The sequence below is a fragment of the Paracoccus gahaiensis genome (genome assembly GCF_005048225.1).
GTDB classification, from domain to species: domain Bacteria; phylum Pseudomonadota; class Alphaproteobacteria; order Rhodobacterales; family Rhodobacteraceae; genus Paracoccus; species Paracoccus gahaiensis.
In genome coordinates, this window is sequence record NZ_SUNI01000007.1 from 72192 (window position 1) to 92371 (window position 20180).

Genomic DNA, 20180 nt, shown 5'->3' on the forward strand with positions numbered 1-20180 from the left:
CCAGATATGAACGGTCAAAGTTTGTAGGCCCGTTTGGCCAGGCCATAGGTCAGCTCATGCGCCACCTCGGGGGCCTCGTCTTCCGCAAGACGCCCCGTGGCGACCAGAGTGGCCAGGTAGCTGCAATCGACCCGGCGGGCGACGTCATGGCGCGCGGGGATCGAGCAGAACGCGCGGGTGTCATCATTGAACCCGACGGTATTGTAAAAGCCAGCCGTTTCCGTGGTCATCTCGCGGAAGCGGCGCATGCCCTCGGCGCTGTCGTGGAACCACCAGGCCGGCCCGAGCCGCAGGCAGGGCCAGACGCCGGCCAAGGGGGCCAGTTCGCGCGCATAGGAGGTCTCGTCCAGCGTGAACAGGACCACGGTCAGGTCGGGGCGCATCCCCACCGCATTGAGCAGCGGGCGCAGGGCGGCCACGTAATCGGTGCGGCCGGGGATGTCGAAGCCCTTGTCGCGCCCGAACATGCCCATGACCTGATCGGAATGGTTGCGGCGCGATCCGGGATGGATCTGCAGGACCAGCCCATCGTCCAGGCTCATCCGGGCCATCTCGGTCAGCATCTGGCCGCGGAAGGCGTCGGCCTCCTCGGCCGAGCAGTCGCCGCGCAGGGTCTTGGCGAACAGCGCCGCCGCCTCGGCCTGGGGCAGATCCTCGGTCCGGGCATTGGGGTGCCCGTGATCGCTGGAGGTGGCGCCATGTTCGATGAAGAAGGCCCGCCGCGCCCGGTGCGCATCCAGATAGCCCGCCCAAGTGCCCGTGTCGAATCCGGTCTGCTCGCCCATGAGGGCGATGTTGTCGGCAAAGCCCGCCATCTCGGGATCGACGACCCCATCGGGGCGATAGGCGGTCAGCACCCTGCCCTGCCAGCCGCTGTCCTTGATCATCCTGTGCCAGAGCAGATCGTCGGTGGCGGCCTCGGTCGTGGCGATCGCCTCGATGTTGAAGCGCTCGAACAGGGCGCGCGGGCGGAATTCGGGGGTGGCGAGGCACTCTGCGATGCGGTCGTAATACCAGTCCGAGGTCTCGGCCGACAGGCGGCGGTCGATGCCGAACAGATGCTGGAACGAATGGTCCAGCCAAAGCCGCGAGGGCGTGCCGCGCAGCAGGTGATAGTTCTCGGCGAACAGCCGCCAGATCTTGCGCCCGTCCGTCTCGGTCGCGCCGCCATCGACCCGGGGCACGCCCAGATCGGCCAGCGGCACCCCCTGCGAGCACAGCATCCGGAAGACATAGTGATCGGGCGTCACGAACAGCTGCGCGGGATCCGGGAAGGCCTCGTTCTCGGCAAACCAGCGCGGATCGGTGTGACCATGCGGGCTGAGGATCGGCAGATCGCGGACCTGATCATACAGGGCGCGGGCCAGATCGCGGCTGCGCCCCTCGACGGGAAAAAGACGGTCTTCTGCCACAAGTGCCACGCGACGCTCTCCTCCGACTCGCTTGCCATAAGGCTTGTTGTCTAATATGCTAGTTTACGAGACACGTCAATCGGAGCCGTTCCCATGCCCCAGCCGGATGTCGCAGCCCTGCCGGCGATGGAGGACCTGCGCCCGCGCAGCGTGACGGACCACATCTTCCACGATCTGTATGCGCGGGTGGTGAACCTGTCCCTGCCCCCGGGCGCGAAGCTTTCCGAGGCCGAGGTCGCCTCGCAGATGGGCGTGTCGCGCCAGCCGGTGCGCGATGCCTTCTATCGGCTGTCGCAGCTGGGCTTCATCCAGATCCGCCCGCAGCGCGCGACCACCGTGACGCCCATCTCGACCGAGGCGGTGATGCAGGCCTATTTCGTGCGCCGGGCGCTGGAGGAGGCCACGATGCGCGTCGCCGCCCTTCAACTGGCCCCCGCCGATTGGGACGGGCTGGAGGCGCTGATCGACGCGCAGGAGGCCGCCAGCCGCGCCGACGACCGCGCGGGCTTTCACGCGCTGGACGACCAGTTCCACCATGACATCTGCGCGGGCGCGGGCAAGGAATTCGTCTGGAACCTCGTCCGCGACACCAAGGGGCACATGGACCGCGCGCGGTTCCTGTCGCTGTCCTACGGCGCCTCGACCGCCTGGATCGAGCATCGCCAGATCCTGACCGCCCTGCGCGCCCGCGACCCCGAGGCCGCCGCCGCCGCCGTACGCCTGCATCTGAGCCGCATCGAGCATATCCTGGACCGCCTGCGCAGCGACCAGCCCGGCATCCTGGGCTGACGCCTATCCGACGCGTCCGGTGACCAGCACGGCGCGGAAGTCGTTCACGTTGGTCAGGGTCGGGCCGGTGCGGATCAGGCTGCCGGTCGCCTCGAACAGCGTCCAGCTGTCATGGGCATCAAGGCTGGCCTGCGGGTCCAGCCCCAGATCCGCCGCGCGGGTCCTCAGGTCGGGGCCGATCACCGCGCCCGCCGCATCCTCGGTGCCGTCGATGCCGTCGGTATCCGCCGCCAGCGCGAAGGTGCCCGGCAGGCCGCGCAGGGCCAGCGCCAGAGACAGCAGGAACTCGGTGTTGCGCCCGCCGCGTCCCGGCGCGCGCGCGCCGATGGTCACCGTCGTCTCGCCGCCCGACAGCAGCACGGCGGGCGGGGCTGTGGGCGTGGCGTGGCGGGCCGTGGCGCGGGCCATCCCGGCCATCGCGATGCCCAGCTGCGCGGCCTCGCCCTCCAGCGCGTCGCCCAGCAGCAGGGGCGTGACGCCCGCCGCCCGCGCGACCTCGGCCGCCGCCAGAAGCGACATCTGCGGGGTGGCGATCAGGCGGTAATCGGCGTCCATGTCCGGCAGCGGCGGCGGGGGCGGGGCCAGCAGCATGTCGCGCACTGCCGGGGGCAGGTCCTCCCCCAGACGCGCCACCAGCGGCGCCAGATCGTCGCCCGCCGTGGGATCGGCCACCGTCGGCCCCGAGGCGATGGCCGCCGGATCGTCGCCCGGCACGTCCGAGATCGCCAGCGTCACCAGCCGCGCCGGCGCCACCGCCCGCGCCAGCCCGCCGCCCTTGACCCGCGACAGGCGGCGGCGGATGCGGTTCATGTCCTCGATCGTCAGGCCCGACCGCAACAGCAGCCGGTTCACCGCGATCTTGTCGGCCAGCGTCAGCGGCGGGCGCGCGGCGGCCATCAGCGCCGACCCCCCGCCCGAGATCAGCGCCAGCACCAGATCGTCCGGTCCCGCCGCCTCCGCCGCCGCCAGGATCTCCTGCGCGGCGGCCTCGGAAGCAGCATCGGGCACCGGGTGGGAGGCCTCGCGCACGGTGATCCGGCGCGTGGGGACGGCATGGCCGTGGCGGGTGACGACCACGCCCGACAGATCGACATCGGGCCAAGCGGCCTCGACCGCCGCCGCCATGGCCGCCGCCGACTTGCCCGCGCCCAGCACGATGCAGCGCCCGCGCGGGGGCTCGGGCAGATGCGCGGCCAGCACCCGCGCCGGATCGGCGGCCGCCACCGCCGCGTCGAACATCGCGCGCAGCAGCGCCTTTGCCCGGTCTTCGGTCCAGTCGTCCTGATGCGTCATCGCGGTCCTCCCTGTCTGTTCGGCGCAGCATAGGCGCAGGTCCGGGTGGTTTCCACCGCAGGCGGACCCATCCGGGGGCACGGGGCGGCTTGCCTTGCCCCCGGCCCCCGCGCTATCTGGGGCCCGACGCCCCCCAAGCTATCGACGGCCGCCCCCTCCGGGCGCCGTCCGCCAGGCAGGCCGCCATCGCAGGATCGGACCAGCAGGGTCAGGGCCCATGAGCTATCGCCACTCCATGACCTGCCAGACGGCAGGCATCCAGACCACCAGGCCCGTCCGCTGGCGGGGTCTCAACGGCATCATGGGCGTCTGCTGGGAGGCCGAGGGCCGGGCCGGGGCGACCGGCTACTACCTGTCGCCCGATCCGCGCTTCGTGCTGTTCTCGGCCGATCTGGGCGACCGGATCGGCATGGCCAATGCCCCGCAGGGTCTGGACCGCGACCGCCGCCCGATGACGCGGGTGGTCTATGTTCCGGCGGGGATGCCGCTGTGGACGCGGTTCTCGGCGGCGCATCGCTTTGCCCATCTCGACCTGCATCTGCATGCCGACCGGCTGCGGGGCCTTCTGCAGCCGCTGGTCGGCGCCTCGGTCGCCGAGGCCGCGATCCGGCGCCCGGTCGAGATGCGCGATCTGGGCGGGGTCGAGCTGCTGGTCGGGCTGCTTGCGGACGAGATCGCCCGCCCCGCCCGACACCCCGCCTTTGCCGAAAGCCTGGTGGCCGGGATCGCCACCGGCCTGCTGGACCTGTCGGCCCCCGGGGATGAGCTGCCCACTGAGCGCGCCTTGGGCGGGCTGACCCCGGCGCAGATGACCCGGCTGACCTGCCGCTTGCGGCAGGCCCGCGACGGGCGGCTGAGCGTGGCGCAGATGGCCGAGACGGTGGGGCTGTCGGAAAGCTGGTTCGCCCGCGCCTTCAAGGCCACCACCGGCACGACGCCCCGGCAATGGCAGATGGACCGCCGCATCGCACGGGTGCGCGCGCTGATGATCGAGAGCGACCTGCCCCTGTCCGACATCGCCGCGCGGGCGGGCTTTGCCGATCAGGCGCACCTGACGCGCAGCTTCCGCCAGGTGACCGGCACCACCCCCGCCGCCTGGCGCCGCAGCCAGCGCCCCGGCTGAGCGCCCCCGCAGGCCCCTACCACGTCCGGCGCAGGGTCGCCGCGACCTGACGCCCGGGATTGTAGAAATCCGCCCCGAAGCCGCCATTGGCCACGTATTTGCGGTCGAACAGGTTGCTGACGTTCAGCGCCAGCGAGGTGTCGTCGCGCAATTGCCAGCCATAGGCCGCATCGACCACCACCGTGCCGCCCGTGCCGACCGTATTGGCGTCGTCGTAGAAATACTGCCCCGTATAGCGGCCGCCCAGCGAGAAGGTCATGTCCCCGCGCCCGTTCTGACCGGCCAAAGTATAGGTCGCCCAGAGCGAGGCCGAATGTTCGGGCACCAGCTGCGGGCGGTTCCCCTCGTCGCCCGCCGTGCCGTTCCGGGTGATCTCCTGATCCAGCCAGGAATAGGCGGCGGTCAGGCTGATCGCGGGGGCGATCTCGGCCTTGGCCTCCAGATCCAGGCCGCGGGCGCGGACCTCTCCAAGGGTCTGGGGCAGCAGCGTGACCGGGTCGGTGCGGGTCAGGTTCGTGCGGGTCAGATCGTAGAGGGCGGCGCTGAACAGCGCGGTCGTGCCGATGGGCTGGACCTTGACGCCCAGTTCGACCTGACTGCCCTCCTCGGGCTCGACGCCGATCCCGGCGGGCACGACCGATTGCGCATAGCTGGCATAGGTCGAGACCTGATCGGTGACCTTGTAGGTCAGGCCCAGCATGCCGGTCGTCTCGCTGATCTCGCCTTCGGCGGCGGTGCCGGCCAGGTTGTCCGTCTCGGTGATGTCCAGCCAGTCGTGGCGCAGCCCGGCGGTGACGATGAACCGGTCGGCAAAGGTCAGCTCCTGCTCGGCAAAGAGGGCGCGGCCGCGCTGTTCGTTGCGCGAACTGGCGATCAGCGGCACATCGTCCGGCGCGCCGGTATAGACGGGGTCGGTCCAGTCGATCCCCGGCGCCGGGCCGAAGAACGTGTCGTTGTCGCGGTCGCGGTCGGCGAATTCCACCCCGGCGACGGTACGGCTGCCGGTGCCGCCGAAGCTGGTGTCGTATTGCAGCTGCGCGGTGCCGATCAGCGCCGTCAGGGCGCTGTCATTGCCGAAGAAGGACCGCGTGGCGATGGTGCTGCCATCGGTGGGGGTGGCCGCGATATAGGCATAGCCGTAATCGCTGGCCGTGTCGGAATAGCGCAGCCGCGCGCTGGCGCTGAGCCCGGTGCCGAAATCATGGTCCAGCAGCGCCGTGACGCTGGTCCGCTCGGTGCCCCGGAAGTTATAGCCCGGCTCTCCGAAAAAGCGGTCGCGGTCGAAATCGGTGCCGATCGGATGGCCGCCGCTGCCCGGCACGCCGTCCAGGTCCAGATGATCGACCACCACGCTGAGGCGGGTCGCCTCCGACGGGCGCCAGCTCAGGCCGCCCATCAGGAAGCCCGCATCGTCGCGCGAGCTGTCGTATTCGGCATCCGCCTCGCGCAGCTTGCCGGTCAGGCGCCAGGACAGGGTCGCGTCGGGGGTGAAGTTGTCGCCCAGATCAAAGCCGATCTCGCCCCGGTCATGCGATCCGACCGTGCCATAGACCTCTCCGAACCGCGCGCGGCGCGGCAGCTTGGTGACATAGTTTACCGATCCGCCCGGATCGGACAGGCCGGTCGCGGTCGAGATGGCGCCGCGCACGACCTCGACCCGCTCGAAGGCATAGGTTTCCTCGCGGATGCCGCCGAAGGGGCGGCCGAGGCTGAGGCCGTCGCGGGCGGCATAGGCGTCGAAGCCGCGGATCTTGAAGTAATCGAAGCGGTCATCGGCGCCATAGAAATCGGCGGTGACGCCGGCGGAATATTGCAGCACCTCCTCGACCCCCTGCGCGCCGCGCTGCGCGATCTCGCGTGAGGTGATGACGGACACCGAGGCGGGCGTGTCCAGCAGGGGTGCGGCCAGGCGGCCGCCCGCGCTGCTGGTCGTGGCCACGATCGAGCCCGCGTCATCGTCGCGCTCGACCGCCTCCAGAACGATCGGATCGAGAATGGTGACATTGGCGGGCCTGTCCTGCGCCAGCCCCGCCCCGGCGGTGACCGCTAGGACCGAGGCGCAGCCGGCCAGAGCGGCGATCAGGGACAAAGGGCGGATGGACGGACAAGAGCGCATGGGAGGGGGTTCCGGACTGAAGGTGGGGGCGGGTTCTGGCGACGGCGCGGGTCCCCGTGCGGGGCGGCTGCGACCGATGGCTGGTCGGGCTGCTAGACCCTTTCGCAGAGCTTGTCTTGTATAATCCTATCGTTTTTGTCAGAAACACTGCAAATCGTCGCCGGTCCCGGCAGGCGGCGGCGCCCCGGACTTGACGGAGGGGCGGCGCCAGGGGCACTCGGCACCCCGACCGCCCTTCGAAAGGCCCTGCCCCATGTCGCGTCTCCGCCCCCTCTCCACCGCACTGCTTCTGGCGGCCGCCCCGGCCTTTGCCCAGGATGCGGGCTTTCCGGTCACGGTCCCCCATGCCTTCGGCACCACCACAATCGCGGCCCCGCCGCAGCGCGTGGCGACGGTGGCCTGGGCCAATCACGAGGTGCCGCTGGCCCTGGGCATCGTGCCGGTGGGGATGGCCCGCGCCAATTTCGGCGACGATGACGGCGATGGGGTGCTGCCCTGGGTCTCGGCCCGGCTGGCGGAGCTGGGCGCGCCGGTGCCGCCCTTGTTCGACGAGGGCGACGGGATCGATTTCGAGGCGGTCGCCGCCAGCGCCCCGGACGTGATCCTGGCGGCCTATTCCGGCATCAGCGCCGACGACTATGCCACGCTTGGCATGATCGCCCCGGTCGTGGCCTATCCCGACGCGCCGTGGGCCACCGACTGGCGCCAGACGATCCGCATGGACAGCGCTGGCCTCGGCATGGCGCCCGAGGGCGACGCCCTGATCGCCCGGATCGAGGCCGAGATCGCCCAGACCCTGGAGGGCCATCCGAGGCTGGCGGGCAAGCGGGCGATGTTCGTGACGCATCTGGACAGCACGAACCTCAGCGTCATCAATTTTTACACCGGCAACGATGCGCGGGTGAAGTTCTTCGGCGATCTGGGGCTGGAGCTGCCGCAGAGCGTCGCCGAGGCGACGCTGCCCGGGCAGTATTCCGGCGCGATCAGCGCCGAGCGGATCGACCTGTTCGACGATGTGGACATCATCGTCACCTATGGCGGCGACGACCTGCTGGCGGCGCTGCGGGCCGATCCGCTGCTGTCGCGGATGCCGGCGGTGGCCAACGACGCGGTGGTGATGCTGGGGAACGATCCCCTGGGCACGGCGGCGACGCCGACGCCGCTGTCGATCTCCTATGTGCTGCCCGATTATGTGGGCCTGCTGTCCGACGCGGCGCGCAAGGCGCGATGAGGGCGAACGCACCCTCCGGGGCCGCTGCGACGCGGGCCGAGCTGCCCCTGCGCCGGGCGCTTTCCGGTCGCAGGCCCCTGTGGCTGGCCCTGGGCCTGCTGCTGCTGGGCGCGCTGGCGCTGGCCTCGGTCGCGGTGGGCACCCGGACGGTCGGCTGGCCCGACATCGCGCTGGCCCTGCGCGGCCAGGTGGACAGCATCGCGACCGCCGCCGTCTCGGCCCGGCTGCCGCGCACCGCGCTGGCGGCGCTGGCGGGCGCCGCCCTGGGCCTGTCGGGGGCGATCATGCAGGGCGTGACGCGCAACCCGCTGGCCGATCCCGGCATCCTGGGGGTCAACATGGGCGCCTCGCTGGCCGTGGTGATCGGCATCGCCTGGTTCGGCATCACCGCGCTGGAGCAGTATGTCTGGACCGCGATCCTGGGTGCGGGGGCGGCGGCGGTCTTCGTCTATGGCATCGGCTCGCTTGGCCGGGGCGGCGCCACGCCGCTGAAGCTGGCGCTGGCGGGGGCCGCGACCTCGGTCGCCTTCTCGTCGCTGGTGGCGGCGGTGGTGCTGCCCCGCGCCGATCTGGCGGGCGGCATCCGGTCCTGGCAGATCGGCGGCGTCGGCGGCGCGACCTTCGAGGGCATCGGCCATGTCGCGCCCTTCCTGGCGCTTGGCTTCGGGCTGGCGATGATCTCGGCGCGCAAGCTGAACGCGCTGGCCCTGGGCGACGAGCTGGCGGCGGGCTTCGGAGAACGGGTGGCCCGCGCCCGGGCCTGGGCGGCAGCGGGTGCGATCCTGCTGGCCGGGGCCACCACCGCCATCTGCGGGCCGATCGGCTTCGTGGGGCTGGTCGTGCCCCATGCCTGCCGGCTGCTGACCGGCACCGACCACCGCTGGCTGCTGCCCTTCTCGGCGCTGGCGGGGGCCTGCCTGCTGCTGGCGGCCGACATCCTGGGCCGGCTGATCGCGCGCCCGGCCGAGCTGGACGTGGGCATCGTCACCGCGCTTCTGGGCGGGCCGGTCTTCATCTGGATCGTCCGCCGGCAGAGGATCCGCGAGCTGTGAGCCAAGCCCCTTTCCCGCCGATAACCGCGCCCCGCATCGCTGCCCTGCGCCGGCAGCGGCTTCGCGGATGGCGCCGCGCAGTGCTGGGACTGGCGATCGCAGTCGCGGCGCTGGTCGCGCTGACGCTGATGCTGGGCCAATCCTTCACCCCCCCGGCCGAGGTCTGGCGGGTACTGAGCGGACAGGACGCCCCCGGCGCGGCCTTCGTGGTGGGCCAGCTGCGCCTGCCCCGCGCCGCGCTGGCGCTGCTGGCCGGGGCCAGCTTCGGGATGGCGGGAGCCGCCTTCCAGATCCTCTTGCGCAACCCACTGGCCAGCCCCGACATCATCGGCATATCGTCGGGCGCCAGCGCGGCGGCGGTGCTGGGCATCGTGGTCCTGGGGCTGGAGGGCGCGGCCTTGTCCCTGATGGCGGTGCTGGCGGGCTTAGGCGTGGCAGTGCTGATCTATGGGCTGTCCTTCCGGGGCGGCATCGCGGGCACGCGGCTGATCCTGGTGGGCATCGGCATCTCGGCCATGCTGGACAGCGTAATCGCCTATGTGCTGGCCCGCGCGCCGTCGTGGGACCTGCAGGAGGCGATGCGCTGGCTGACCGGCAGCGTCAACGGCGCTCGGCTGGACCAGGCGCTGCCGCTGGCGGTGACGCTGATCCTCTGCGGCGGGCTGATCCTGTCCCGCGCCCGCGATCTGGAGACGCTGCGGTTGGGCGAGGACACCGCCGCTGCCCTTGGAGTCCGCGTGGGCCGCGCCCGCGCGACGGTCATCCTGGCCGCCGTGGCGCTGATCGCGGTCGCCACGGCCGTCACCGGGCCCATCGCCTTCGTGGCCTTCCTGTCGGGGCCGATCGCGGCGCGGATGACCGGGCCGCGGGGCTCGGCTTTGCTGCCGGCGGCGCTGGTGGGGGCGCTGCTGGTCCTGGTGGGTGACTATGCAGGGCAGTTCCTGCTGCCCGCGCGCTATCCGGTGGGGGTGGTCACCGGCGCGCTCGGTGCCCCCTACCTGATCCTTCTCATCATCCGCGCCAACCGGATCGGAGCGACCTGATGCCCCCTCCCGCCCAAAGCCCCGCCACCCATGCCCTGATCGCCCGGTCCCTGACGGCGGGCTACGGCCCCGCGCAGATCCTGACCGGGCTGGATCTGGATCTGCCGCCGGGCCGGATCACCGCCATCGTCGGCGCCAATGCCTGCGGCAAGTCGACGCTGCTGCGCAGCCTGACGCGGCTGCTGCCGCCCCGCGCGGGCCAGGTGCTGCTGGACGGTCGGTCGATCCATGCCATGCCGCCCCGGCAGCTGGCGCAGATCCTGGGCCTGCTGCCGCAATCGCCCGTGGCGCCCGAGGGGATCACTGTGGCCGATCTGGTCAGCCGGGGCCGCCATCCCCATCACGGCCTGCTCTCGCGCTGGAGCGCCGCCGACGACCGCGCCGTGGCCGAGGCGCTGGAGGTCACCGGCACCGCCGATCTGGCCGAGCGTCCGGTCGACGAGCTGTCGGGCGGCCAGCGCCAGCGCGTCTGGATCGCCATGGCCCTGGCCCAGCAGACCGACCTGCTGCTGCTGGACGAGCCCACGACCTTCCTCGACATCAGCCACCAGATCGAGGTGCTGGACCTGCTGACGGACCTGAACCGCGACCGGGGCACGACCGTGGTGATGGTGCTGCACGACCTCAATCTGGCGGCGCGCTATGCCGATCACCTGATCGCCATGTCCGGGGGCCGCATCCATGCCGCGGGCCGCCCGTCCGAGGTGCTGACGCGCGAGATGGTGCGCCATGTCTTCGGTCTGGACAGCCGGATCATCGCCGATCCGGTCTCGGGACGGCCACTGATGCTGCCCTTGGGACGGCACCGCAGCGCGGTGCCCGAGGCCGGGCAGGCCCATCTCCGGGCCCTCGTGCCGCATGAGGGTGGTTAATCTTTCGCAGTTTCTGACGGCCTCACTGAACCGTGTTGGCCAGAGTGCGTTGGGGTGGGCTGCGTGTCGCACGCGGCCTCTTTTTCCCGCCGAAAGGCCATTCATGCACATCCTTCACGTCGCCCTTGGCGGGTGCCTCAAGGCGCCGCCGGTCAGCTATGGCATCACGGAAGACACCGGCGGTCACATCGCCTACATTCTGGGCGCCGCCATGGCGCAGGCGCGGCTGGACGACGTCCATGCGGTCGACATCGTCACCCGCGCCTTCCGGGCGCCGGGACTGAACGAGGTTCACGACCGGACATCGGAGCAGGTCTCGCCCAACTGCCGCATCCTGCGCCTGCGCACCGCCAATGCCGGCTATCTGAGCAAGGAGGCGCTGGAGGCCGAGCTGCCCGCCCTGACGCAGGCCTTTCTGGACCTGTTGCGGGACATGCCCCACCGCCCCGACGTGATCCATGCGCATTTCGCCGATGCCGCGCGTCTGGCCCAGGCCGCCGAGGCCGAGTTCGGCATCCGCTGGATCTACACGCCCCATTCGCTGGCCCTGCAGAAGGGCCCTGATGCCGCACATCTGCCCGCTTTGCAGACCCGCATCGCCTTCGAACGCGCCGCCATCGCAGGGGCGGGCGCGATCATCGTCTCGTCGCGGGACGAGGCAGAACGGCAGCTTTTGCCCTATGGCGCGGATGCCGAGGGGCGCAGTCATTGCCTGGCGCCGGGGGTCGATCTGGCGCCGCTATCGGATGCCTCGGCGGCTGACGGACTGCTAGCGCCCTTCCTGCGCGATCCGTCCCTGCCGATCCTGCTGGCCGTGGCGCGCCCGGTCCGCAAGAAGAACCTGATCGGCCTGGTCGAGGCCTATGCCGCCTCCCCCGCTTTGCAGGCCCGCGCCAATCTGGTGATCCTGGCCGGGCTGCGCGACGGCATCGCGCGGGGACCCGCCGAACAGGACGAGGTGCTGCGCGGTCTGTTCGATTGCGTCGACCGGCACGGGCTGTGGGGCAAGGTCGCCCTGCCACCGCGCCACGATGCCGAGCAGCTGCGAGCGCTGTATGACCGGGCCGCCCGGGGCGGGGTCTTCGTGAACCCGGCCTTTCACGAGCCCTTCGGCCTGACCCTGATCGAGGCCGCGCAGGCCGGCGTGCCGGTGGTGGCCACGCGGAACGGTGGGCCGGTCGACATCCTGGCGCAGCTGGGCCACGGTGCGCTGGTCGATCCGCAGGACCCCGCGCAGATCGCCGCCGCCTGCCTTGGGCTGATGGACGATCCCGACCGCGCCGCCCGGGTCCGCATGGCGCAGGTACGCGCGCTGGCGGTCTTCGACTGGGGGGACTGGGCCGAGCGCTCGGTCGCGCTGTGCCGCACACTCGGCCAGCCGGCGTCGCGGCCCCGCCGGATCGTGCGGCGGATCCTGGCCAGCGACATCGACGGCACGCTGACCGGCAGCTATGCGGCGGCGCTGCGCTTCGGCGACTGGCACGCCGCCCGGTCCGAGACGCTGATGTTCGCGGTCGCCACCGGGCGAGCCGTCTCTCAGGCGCGCCGCGTGCTGGACGACTGGCAGCTGCCGCGCCCGGACCTGTTCATCACCTCGGTCGGCAGCGAGATCTGGCGCTGGTCCCCGGACGGGCGGCTGGCGCGCTGCGCCGATTACGCCCGCCATCTTGACGGCGAGTGGGACCGCGCGGCGGTGGCCGCCCTGCTGGCCGAGCACGATCCGCACTGGCAGCCGGGATACGAGCAGCGCCGCTGGAAGCTGTCTTTGTTCGGGACCGCCGATCTGGCCGACGATCTGCGCCGCGATCTGGCGCAGCGGGGCCTGGGCGCCCGCGTCATCGCCTCGCACGGGCAGTTCATCGACATCCTGCCGCCCCGCGCCGGCAAGGCTGCCGCCCTGCGCTTCGAGGCCGAGCGGTGGGGGCTGGACCTTAGCCACTGCATCACGGCGGGCGACAGCGGCAACGATGCCGACATGCTGGCCGTCAGCGGCGCCGCGATCCTGCCCGCCAATGCCTATGCCGAGCTGGACCATCTGCGCGGCCCCGGCATCTATCGCAGCCCCTGTGCCCATGCGGCGGGGGTGATCGACGGGCTGACGCGGCTTGGCCTCGGGGCGCCGGTGCGCCCCCGCGCGCCCGCGCAGACCCCGGCCCCGCGTCTGGCGCGCAGCAATGCCGCCAAGGCGGCGAAGCCCGCCCATGCGTGACATTCCCCTGCCGCGCCGTCCCTTCGGCTATTTCGTCCACCATCAGGGCCGGGGCCATGCCGAGCGCTGCGCCGCCCTGCTGGCCGCCCTGCCCGCCGACCGGCCCGTGACGATCTTCTGCGCCCGCGACGACATCTTTCCGGCCCTGCCCGGCCATGTGGAGATCCTGCGCATCCCCTCGCTGTTCGAGCGTGGCGGGGCCGAGACGGACATGGACCAGATCGAGACGCCTGAGACGCTGCATTGCGCGCCCCTGGGCTGGCCCGGCATCCGTCAGGCGATGGGCACGATGGCCGCATGGTTCGCCAGCGCCGATCCGGCCCTGATGATCTGCGATGTCAGTGCCGAGATCGCGCAGCTAGCGCGCATCTGCTCGGTCCCGCATGTCAAGATCCTGCAGCACGGCGCCCGCGACGATGCCGGCCATCAGGCGGCCTATGCCGGTGCGGCGGGCCTGCTGGCCCCCTTCGCCGCCGAGCTGGCGCAGCCCGACTGGCAAGCCTTCGCACACAAGATCCACTTCGCCCCCGGTCTGGGCGTGACGGCAGGCCCCTCGGGCGACCGCACCGCCGCCCGGCACGCGCTTGGCCTGGACCACGACCGCCCCGTGGCGCTGGTCCTGTCGGGCGCGGGCGGCACCGGGTTCTCGCAGGCGCCTTTGGGCGTCGCGGCGCGGGCCTTTCCCGGCTGGACCTGGCTGACCATCGGCAAGCTGCAGGAGGAATGGCACGCGACCGAAGGGCGCAACCTGACCTCCAAGGGCTGGGTCGACGACCCCGAGACTCACGTGGCCGCCGCCGATCTGGTGATCTCGTCCACCGGCAACACGACCTGCGCGCAGGTGCTGACGGCGGGCCGCCCGTGGATCGTGGTGCCCGAATGGCGCTATTTCGACGAGCAGCGCCTGAAGGCCGAGGCCCTGGACCGCGCGGGCGCGGCGCTGCATTTGCCGCATCTGCCTTCCAGCGCGCAGTCCTGGCGGGCGGCAGTGACACAAGCCATGGCCCGCCACGATCCGGCCCGGCAGGCGCGGCTGATCTCGGCCGATCCGGCCGCCGCAGCGGCGCGCTGGTTGGAGAGGCTTTCGGACGATCTGTGGGGCGCGGAGCCCCTCTCCCTCCATCCCGTGCAAGGAGCACATGCATGACGACTGTTTCGGCCCTGACCATCGCCTCGGGCCGCGAGGCGCATCTGAGAAATGTCATCCGCGGCTTTCAGGCCCAGACCCATCCCCCGGTCGAGCTGATCATCGGCGTCATGCAGGACAGCGATTACACCGACCTGCCCGCCACCGATTTCCCCATCCGCCAGATCCGCATCACCGGCCCCGAATTGCGGCTGGCCGCCGCGCGCAATGCCGTGGCCGACGCCGCGACGGGCGAGGTGCTGGTCTTCGTCGATGTGGACTGCATGCCCGATCCCGACTTCATCGCGGGCTATCTGGCCTGCATGGAGGGGCAGACGGGCCTCTTCATGGGCGAGGTCCTGTACCTGCCCGAGGGCGCCACGCAGGGAGGGCTGGATTTCGACCGTTTCGCGGAAACGGCCGTGCGCCATTCGGACCGTCAGGGCCCGCCGGCCGCGGGGCTGGAGGCCTGCCCCGACTACCGCTGCTTCTGGTCGCTGAACTTCGCCCTGCACCGCGCGGACTGGCAGGCAGGGCCCCGCTTCGACGAACGCTTCACCGGCTATGGCGGCGAGGACACCGATTTCGGCCGCGCTCTGTCGGACGCGGGCATCCCGATCTGGTGGATCAAGGGGGGGCGCGTCTATCACCAGTACCATCCCCATTGCATGCCCCCCGTCCATCACCTGCATTCCGTCCTGCGCAACACCGAGGTCTTCGCCAGCAAATGGGGCCACCGGACGATGGAGCACTGGCTCTATGCCTTCCAGCTGATGGGGCTGATCCGGAACACGCCCTCGGGGCTGGAGGTGCTGCGCGAGCCTGACAGCGCCGACATCGCCCTCTGCGCGCAGGAGGGGCACATGCCCTATGCCAATTCGCGCCGGGTGATCGACCATCTGCATCAGGTTCAGGCCGACCGCCGCTCTGCCCCCGACCGGCTGGCCGAGCTGCGCCGGGCGCAGGACAGCCTTCTGATGCCCGCAGCAGGATAGCGATGCGCCTGTTGAGGATTGCCGTGATGGCGCATTGCCGCCATCCGATCTCGCCCCCCTTCATGGGCGGGATGGAGGTCCATGCCCATCACCTGGCCCATGCCCTGCAGGCGCGCGGCCATAAGGTGACGCTGGTCGCTGCGGGCGACAGCCGCGTGGGGGTGCCGGTCCTGCCGCTGATGCGGCAGCATTACGACAGCGCCTATCCCTGGCATGATTTCCACGGCACCAAGGTGCTGAACGACCATCTGGACCTGAGCCATGCCGAGGCGCTGGCCCGGCTGCGGGACGAGGGCTTCGACATCGTCCACAACAACACGCTGCACCGCTATCCGCCGCGGCTGGCGCGCAGCGTGGGACTGCCGATGGTCACCTCGCTGCATGTGCCGCCCTTCGACGCGCTGGCCCGTGCGGTGCGCGACAGCGTGGCGCCGTGGCATCCGGTGACGGGATGCTCGCGCCGGCATCTGGATGCCTATTGGCCGGGCGGGGTGGCGCGGGACGCGCATGTGGTGCCCAACGGAATCGATCCCGCCGATTGGCCCTTCAGCGCCACGGGCAATGGCGAGGCGGTCTGGGCCGGGCGCATCACCCCCAACAAGGGCACGCATCTGGCCATCGCCGCCGCCCTTCGGGCGGGCATTCCCCTGACCATCTTCGGCAGCATCGAGGATTCGGGATATTACGAGGCGCTGGTGCGTCCCGCGCTTGGCCCCCGCATCCGCCATGGCGGGCATCTGGCCGGGTCCGATCTGGCGGGGGAATACGGTCGGGCCTCGGTCCTGCTGTTCACCCCGCAATGGGACGAGCCCTTCGGGCTGTCGGCCATCGAGGCGATGGCCTGCGGCACCCCGGTCGCGGCGATCGAGATGGGCGCGGTACGCGAGGTCGTGGGCGATGCCGGCGCCTATGCGAAGGCCGACGGGTCCGATCTGGACCGGGCTTTGCAGGAGGCGCTGACCATCCCCCGCGCGCGCGCCCGTCGCCGGGTCGAGCGGCTCTTCACGCTGGAGCGGATGATCGAAGGTTATGAGGCGCTCTATGCCGGTGCGCTGGCCGCGCGGGATCCCGGGCACGACCCCGTCCGCTTCCCCGAGATCGAGCTGCCGCAGAGGCTGGTCGCCGCATGGGACCGGTCTGATCTTTCGCAGGCGATCTAGGGAGCGGGGGCTGCCTCCAAGGCGCGGTAGCCTTCCGAGGCGGCCATCAGTTGCGCCGTATAGGGCGCGGTGCTGCGGCCGGCCCGCAGGTCCGCGACCGGCAGGATCTCGACGATGCGGCCCTGCTGCATGACCGCCAGCCGGTCGCACATATGCCCGATCACCGACAGGTCATGGCTGACCATCAGATAGGTCAGCTTGTGTTCGGCCCGCAGGTCGGCCAGCAGGTTCAGGATCTCGGCCTGCACGCTGACATCTAGCGCGCTGGTGGGTTCGTCCAGCAGCAGCAGGCGCGGCTCGGCGGCCAGCGCCCGGGCGATGGCCACGCGCTGGCGCTGGCCCCCCGACAGCTGGTGGGGATAGCGGAAGCGGAAGCTCTGCCCCAGCCCCACATCGTCCAGCAGCCGCACGATGCGCTGGTCGATCCGGTCCATGCCCTGCAGGCGCAGCGTCTCGGCCAGGACGGCATCGACGGAATGGCGCGGATGCAGGCTGGCATAGGGGTCCTGAAAGACCATCTGCACGGTCTTGAAGAAGGCCCGGTCGCGGCGACCCTCGCGCAGGTCGGCCCCGTCCACGCGGATCGACCCCGACCAGGTGGGGATCAGCCCGGCGATGGCGCGCAGGACGGTCGACTTGCCCGAGCCGCTTTCGCCCACCAGGCCGAAGCTTTCTCCCGGGGCCACCTGGAACCCCGCGCCGCGCACGGCGTCCACGCGGTCGGGGATCTGGCCGAACCAGACGTTCAGATCCGACACGCTCAGCATGGGCGGGGCCGTCGGAGCGGGGGCTTCGCGCCCCCGCACCCCCGCGGGATATTTGCGCCAAGATGAATGTGCATGTCAGAGCCCTCCGGGCAGCGCGGTGTCGGCGCGGGGCGAGAGGGGGTCGCCGTCGCTTGGCGACAAAGTATCGTCGTCGCGCCAGCTGTCCTGGCGGGCGAGGACCGGCAGGCGGGACACTGGCGCGTCGAGACGCGGCAGACTGTTCAGCAGGCCGCGCGTGTAGGGGTGGCGGGCCTGGTGCAGGTCGCGGGCGGGCAGCGTTTCCACGATGCGGCCCGCATACATGATCAGCACCCGGTCGCAGAACTGCGCCACCAGGTTCAGGTCGTGGCTGATGAAGATCAGCCCCATCCCCCGGTCGCGGACCAGCCGGTCCATGATGTGCAGGACCTCGGTCCGGACCGACACGTCCAGCGCGCTGGTCGGCTCGTCCGCGATCAGGATCTGCGGGCCAGGTGCCAGCATCATCGCGATCATGATGCGCTGGCCCATGCCGCCCGAGACCTCGTGCGGATAGGCGTCCATGACCCGCTCGGGGTCGCGGATCTGCACCGCCTCGAGCATCTCGAGTGCCTTCCGGCGGGCCTGATCGCGGGGGGCGGCGGCGTGCAGGCGGTAGGCCTCGATGATCTGGCGGCCGACGGTCATGACCGGGTTCAGGCTGAACTTGGGGTCCTGCATGACCATGCTGATGCGCCCGCCGCGGATCTTGCGCATCTGGCGCTCGGGCAGGTCCAGGATGGAGCGGCCCTCCAGCGTCATCGACGCGGCCTCGATCCGGCCCGGCGGGCGGATCAGGCCCAGGATGGCGCGGCCGGTCATCGACTTGCCCGAGCCGCTTTCGCCCACCACGCCCAGCCGTTCCCGGCCCAGATCGAAGCTGACGCCGCGCACGGCCTGAAAGCTGCCCTGCCGCGTGGGGAAGCTCACCCGCAGGTCGCGCACGGACAGGAGAGGGGCGTCTTGGGTCATGACTTGTCCCCCTTGGGGTCCAGCACGTCGCGCAAGCCGTCGCCCAGCAGGTTGAAGGCCATCGAGACGGTGAAGATCGCCAGTCCCGGCATCGCCGCCACCCACCAGAAATCGAGGATATAGGCCCGCCCGTCCGAGATCATCGCCCCCCATTCCGGCAGGGGCGGCTGCGCGCCGAGGCCCAGGAATCCCAGGCCTGCCGCCGACAGGATGATGCCCGCCATGTCCAGCGCCACCCGCACGATCAGGGAACTGACGCAGAGGGGCCAGATATGGCCGATGAGCAGGCGCAGGCGGCCCGCGCCCTGCAGCCGGGCGGCGGCGATGAAATCGGCATTGCGGATGGTCAGCGTCTCGGCCCGGGCGAGGCGGGCATAGGGCGGCCAGGCGGTCAGGGCCAGCGCCAGGACCGCGTTGCCGATGCTGGGCCCGAGGGCTGCGACGAAGGCCAGCGCCAGGATCAGCTTGGGGAAGGCCAGGAAGATGTCGGTGATGCGCATCAGCACCTGATCGACCCAGCCCCCGGCAAAGCCCGCGACGGTGCCGATGAACAGCCCGATGATCGGCGCGATCAGCGCCACCGTGCCCACGATGAACAGCGTGATGCGCGAGCCGTGGATCAGGCGGGACAGGATGTCCCGGCCCAAGGCGTCGGTGCCCAGCCAATGCGCGGCCGAGGGCGGCTGCAGCCGGTCGGCCAGGTTCTGGGCATAGGGGCTTTGCGGCGCGATCCAGGGCGCCAGGATCGCCATGCCGATCAGAAGGACCAGGATGACCAGCCCCAGCATCGCCAGCTTGTTGGCGCGGAAGGTCAGCCAGCCCTGATAGATCGCGCCAAGCCGCGCCTGGCGCCGGGTCTGCGGCGCATCCGACAGCAGCCAGTCGCGCCGGGTCCGAGGGCGGGTCTGGGGGCTGTCGGGGGAGGTCGGGGCGGCGGTCATGTCGACCTCGGGTCAAGGAAGCGATACAGGATGTCGCTGAGCAGGTTCAGCACCACGAAGCAGGCGCCGACGACGACCGTGCCGCCCAGCACCGCGTTCATGTCGCCCGACAGCAGGCCGCGGGTGATGTAGCTGCCCAGGCCCGGCCAGCTGAAGATGATCTCGGTCAGGACCGAGCCCTCGAGCAGGGAGCCGAAGGACAGCGCGATGACCGTGACCAGCGGGATGGCGATGTTGCCCAAGGCATGGCGCCAGATCACCGCGCGTTCGGACAGGCCCTTCACGCGGGCGGTGGTGATGTATTCCTGGGACAGCTGCTCCAGCATGAAGCTGCGGGTCATCCGGCTGATATAGGCCAAGCTGTAATAGCCCAGAAGGCTGGCCGGCAGGATGATGTGGCTGAAGGCGTCCTGGAAGGCGGGCCAGTCCCCGGCGATCAGGCTGTCGACCAGCACCATCCCGGTGACATTGGGGACCATCCCGTCATAGAGGATCCCCTGACGCCCCGGGCCGCCGACCCATCCCAGCATGCCGTAGAAGATCAGGAGGCCCATCAGCCCCAGCCAGAAGATCGGCATGGAATAGCCCACCAGCGCCACCACGCGGGCGACCTGGTCGATGATCCCGCCCCGGCGGGCGGCGGCGATCACGCCCAGGGGCACGCCGATCACCACCCCGATCAGCGTGCCGAGCGTCGCCAGCTCCAGCGTGGCGGGGAAGACGCGGGCGATGTCGGCGCTGACCGGCTGCCCGGTCGAGATCGAGCGCCCGAAATCGCCCTGCAGCACGTCGCCGATATAGGTCAGGAACTGCACCACCAGCGGCTGGTCCAGCCCCATGGCGATATAGGCGGCGTCGTATTGCGCCTGCGTCGCGCGGTCGCCCACCACCTTCAGCACCGGGTCGATCGGCATGACGCGACCGATGATGAAGGTCACCAGCAGCAGACCCAAGAGCGTCAGCGCCAGCGACAGGATCGTGCCCGCCACGCTGCGGGCGCGGCGGCGGCGCAGGGCGCGGCGGCCCGCCAGATCGGGTCGGCCCCGGCCCGGAGGGGTCGC

At 71.0% G+C, this 20180-nt stretch carries 17 protein-coding genes; 10 read left to right on the plus strand and 7 right to left on the minus strand.

Annotated features, from left to right (window positions below; all coding sequences use genetic code 11):
- Nucleotides 1-14 precede the first annotated feature (14 nt).
- Entirely contained in the window at nt 15-1421 is a 1407-nt protein-coding gene (gene uxaC, locus FA743_RS09980; RefSeq protein WP_136885964.1) for a glucuronate isomerase, read from the minus strand.
- Between the two features lie 84 nt (nt 1422-1505).
- On the opposite strand from uxaC, the gene FA743_RS09985 reads away from it, so the two are divergent.
- Nucleotides 1506-2201: a GntR family transcriptional regulator gene (locus FA743_RS09985; RefSeq protein WP_136885965.1), complete on the plus strand. Its 696-nt coding sequence runs from the start codon at nt 1506-1508 to the stop codon at nt 2199-2201.
- Between the two features lie 3 nt (nt 2202-2204).
- Here FA743_RS09985 and FA743_RS09990 read toward each other — a convergent pair whose 3' ends face one another.
- On the minus strand, nt 2205-3494 hold the full coding sequence (locus FA743_RS09990) for a glycerate kinase type-2 family protein (RefSeq protein ID WP_136885966.1): 1290 nt from the start codon (nt 3492-3494) through the stop codon (nt 2205-2207).
- A 217-nt stretch (nt 3495-3711) separates the two neighbouring features.
- On the opposite strand from FA743_RS09990, the gene FA743_RS09995 reads away from it, so the two are divergent.
- Nucleotides 3712-4617, plus strand: coding sequence for a helix-turn-helix domain-containing protein (locus tag FA743_RS09995; RefSeq protein ID WP_211242234.1), 906 nt, complete (start codon nt 3712-3714; stop codon nt 4615-4617).
- A 16-nt stretch (nt 4618-4633) separates the two neighbouring features.
- Here the strand turns inward: FA743_RS09995 and FA743_RS10000 are convergent, their stop codons facing one another.
- The gene (locus FA743_RS10000) at nt 4634-6733 is read right to left on the minus strand and encodes a TonB-dependent siderophore receptor (protein WP_136885967.1); all 2100 of its coding nucleotides are present in this window, start codon (nt 6731-6733) and stop codon (nt 4634-4636) included.
- Between the two features lie 253 nt (nt 6734-6986).
- Here FA743_RS10000 and FA743_RS10005 point away from each other — a divergent pair, with 253 nt between their 5' ends.
- From FA743_RS10005 to FA743_RS10040, 8 genes are all read left to right on the plus strand, one after another.
- A complete protein-coding gene (locus FA743_RS10005; RefSeq protein ID WP_136885968.1) occupies nt 6987-7964 on the plus strand; it encodes an iron-siderophore ABC transporter substrate-binding protein in 978 nt (325 codons plus the stop codon).
- The gene (locus tag FA743_RS10010; RefSeq protein ID WP_136885969.1) at nt 7961-9016 is read left to right on the plus strand and encodes a FecCD family ABC transporter permease; all 1056 of its coding nucleotides are present in this window, start codon (nt 7961-7963) and stop codon (nt 9014-9016) included. The genes FA743_RS10005 and FA743_RS10010 overlap by 4 nt, the downstream gene beginning before the upstream one ends.
- On the plus strand, nt 9013-10059 hold the full coding sequence (locus FA743_RS10015; RefSeq protein ID WP_246054915.1) for a FecCD family ABC transporter permease: 1047 nt from the start codon (nt 9013-9015) through the stop codon (nt 10057-10059). The genes FA743_RS10010 and FA743_RS10015 overlap by 4 nt, the downstream gene beginning before the upstream one ends.
- Nucleotides 10059-10931 carry an ABC transporter ATP-binding protein gene (locus FA743_RS10020; RefSeq protein ID WP_136885970.1) on the plus strand — a complete coding sequence of 291 codons (873 nt, stop codon included), beginning with the start codon at nt 10059-10061 and terminating at the stop codon, nt 10929-10931. The genes FA743_RS10015 and FA743_RS10020 overlap by 1 nt, the downstream gene beginning before the upstream one ends.
- A 103-nt stretch (nt 10932-11034) precedes the next feature.
- Nucleotides 11035-13140, plus strand: a complete 2106-nt coding sequence (locus FA743_RS10025; protein WP_169308839.1) for an HAD-IIB family hydrolase — start codon at nt 11035-11037, stop codon at nt 13138-13140.
- Complete coding sequence (locus tag FA743_RS10030) at nt 13133-14287, plus strand: glycosyltransferase (RefSeq protein WP_136885971.1); 1155 nt, start codon at nt 13133-13135, stop codon at nt 14285-14287. Before FA743_RS10025 ends, FA743_RS10030 begins: the two co-directional genes overlap by 8 nt.
- Nucleotides 14284-15261, plus strand: a complete 978-nt coding sequence (locus tag FA743_RS10035) for a glycosyltransferase family 2 protein (protein ID WP_136885972.1) — start codon at nt 14284-14286, stop codon at nt 15259-15261. The genes FA743_RS10030 and FA743_RS10035 overlap by 4 nt, the downstream gene beginning before the upstream one ends.
- 2 nt (nt 15262-15263) lie before the next feature.
- A complete protein-coding gene (locus tag FA743_RS10040; protein WP_246054916.1) occupies nt 15264-16421 on the plus strand; it encodes a glycosyltransferase in 1158 nt (385 codons plus the stop codon).
- On the opposite strand, the gene FA743_RS10045 is transcribed toward FA743_RS10040, so the two are convergent.
- The 4 genes from FA743_RS10045 to FA743_RS10060 form a co-directional block, all read right to left on the minus strand.
- On the minus strand, nt 16418-17188 hold the full coding sequence (locus FA743_RS10045) for an ABC transporter ATP-binding protein (protein WP_136885973.1): 771 nt from the start codon (nt 17186-17188) through the stop codon (nt 16418-16420). The two genes, FA743_RS10040 and FA743_RS10045, sit on opposite strands and share 4 nt — an antisense overlap.
- A gap of 75 nt (nt 17189-17263) precedes the next feature.
- Nucleotides 17264-18178, minus strand: coding sequence for an ABC transporter ATP-binding protein (locus FA743_RS10050; RefSeq protein ID WP_136885974.1), 915 nt, complete (start codon nt 18176-18178; stop codon nt 17264-17266).
- Nucleotides 18175-19119 (minus strand): nickel transporter permease, encoded by a 945-nt coding sequence (nikC, locus tag FA743_RS10055; RefSeq protein WP_136885975.1) that lies wholly within the window; start codon nt 19117-19119, stop codon nt 18175-18177. Before nikC ends, FA743_RS10050 begins: the two co-directional genes overlap by 4 nt.
- Nucleotides 19116-20132: an ABC transporter permease gene (locus FA743_RS10060; protein ID WP_425467181.1), complete on the minus strand. Its 1017-nt coding sequence runs from the start codon at nt 20130-20132 to the stop codon at nt 19116-19118. The genes nikC and FA743_RS10060 overlap by 4 nt, the downstream gene beginning before the upstream one ends.
- Between the last annotated feature and the right edge of the window lie 48 nt (nt 20133-20180).

Bases quoted from the DNA above. Each gene is read 5' to 3' on its own strand.
- FA743_RS09985 (WP_136885965.1), top strand. From the start codon at position 1,506: ATGCCCCAGCCGGATGTCGCAGCCCTGCCGGCGATGGAGGACCTGCGC.
- FA743_RS09990 (WP_136885966.1), bottom strand. From the start codon at position 3,494: ATGACGCATCAGGACGACTGGACCGAAGACCGGGCAAAGGCGCTGCTG.
- FA743_RS09995 (WP_211242234.1), top strand. From the start codon at position 3,712: ATGAGCTATCGCCACTCCATGACCTGCCAGACGGCAGGCATCCAGACC.
- FA743_RS10000 (WP_136885967.1), bottom strand. From the start codon at position 6,733: ATGCGCTCTTGTCCGTCCATCCGCCCTTTGTCCCTGATCGCCGCTCTG.
- FA743_RS10005 (WP_136885968.1), top strand. From the start codon at position 6,987: ATGTCGCGTCTCCGCCCCCTCTCCACCGCACTGCTTCTGGCGGCCGCC.
- FA743_RS10010 (WP_136885969.1), top strand. From the start codon at position 7,961: ATGAGGGCGAACGCACCCTCCGGGGCCGCTGCGACGCGGGCCGAGCTG.
- FA743_RS10020 (WP_136885970.1), top strand. From the start codon at position 10,059: ATGCCCCCTCCCGCCCAAAGCCCCGCCACCCATGCCCTGATCGCCCGG.
- FA743_RS10025 (WP_169308839.1), top strand. From the start codon at position 11,035: ATGCACATCCTTCACGTCGCCCTTGGCGGGTGCCTCAAGGCGCCGCCG.
- FA743_RS10030 (WP_136885971.1), top strand. From the start codon at position 13,133: ATGCGTGACATTCCCCTGCCGCGCCGTCCCTTCGGCTATTTCGTCCAC.
- FA743_RS10035 (WP_136885972.1), top strand. From the start codon at position 14,284: ATGACGACTGTTTCGGCCCTGACCATCGCCTCGGGCCGCGAGGCGCAT.
- FA743_RS10040 (WP_246054916.1), top strand. From the start codon at position 15,264: ATGCGCCTGTTGAGGATTGCCGTGATGGCGCATTGCCGCCATCCGATC.
- FA743_RS10045 (WP_136885973.1), bottom strand. From the start codon at position 17,188: ATGCTGAGCGTGTCGGATCTGAACGTCTGGTTCGGCCAGATCCCCGAC.
- FA743_RS10050 (WP_136885974.1), bottom strand. From the start codon at position 18,178: ATGACCCAAGACGCCCCTCTCCTGTCCGTGCGCGACCTGCGGGTGAGC.
- nikC (WP_136885975.1), bottom strand. From the start codon at position 19,119: ATGACCGCCGCCCCGACCTCCCCCGACAGCCCCCAGACCCGCCCTCGG.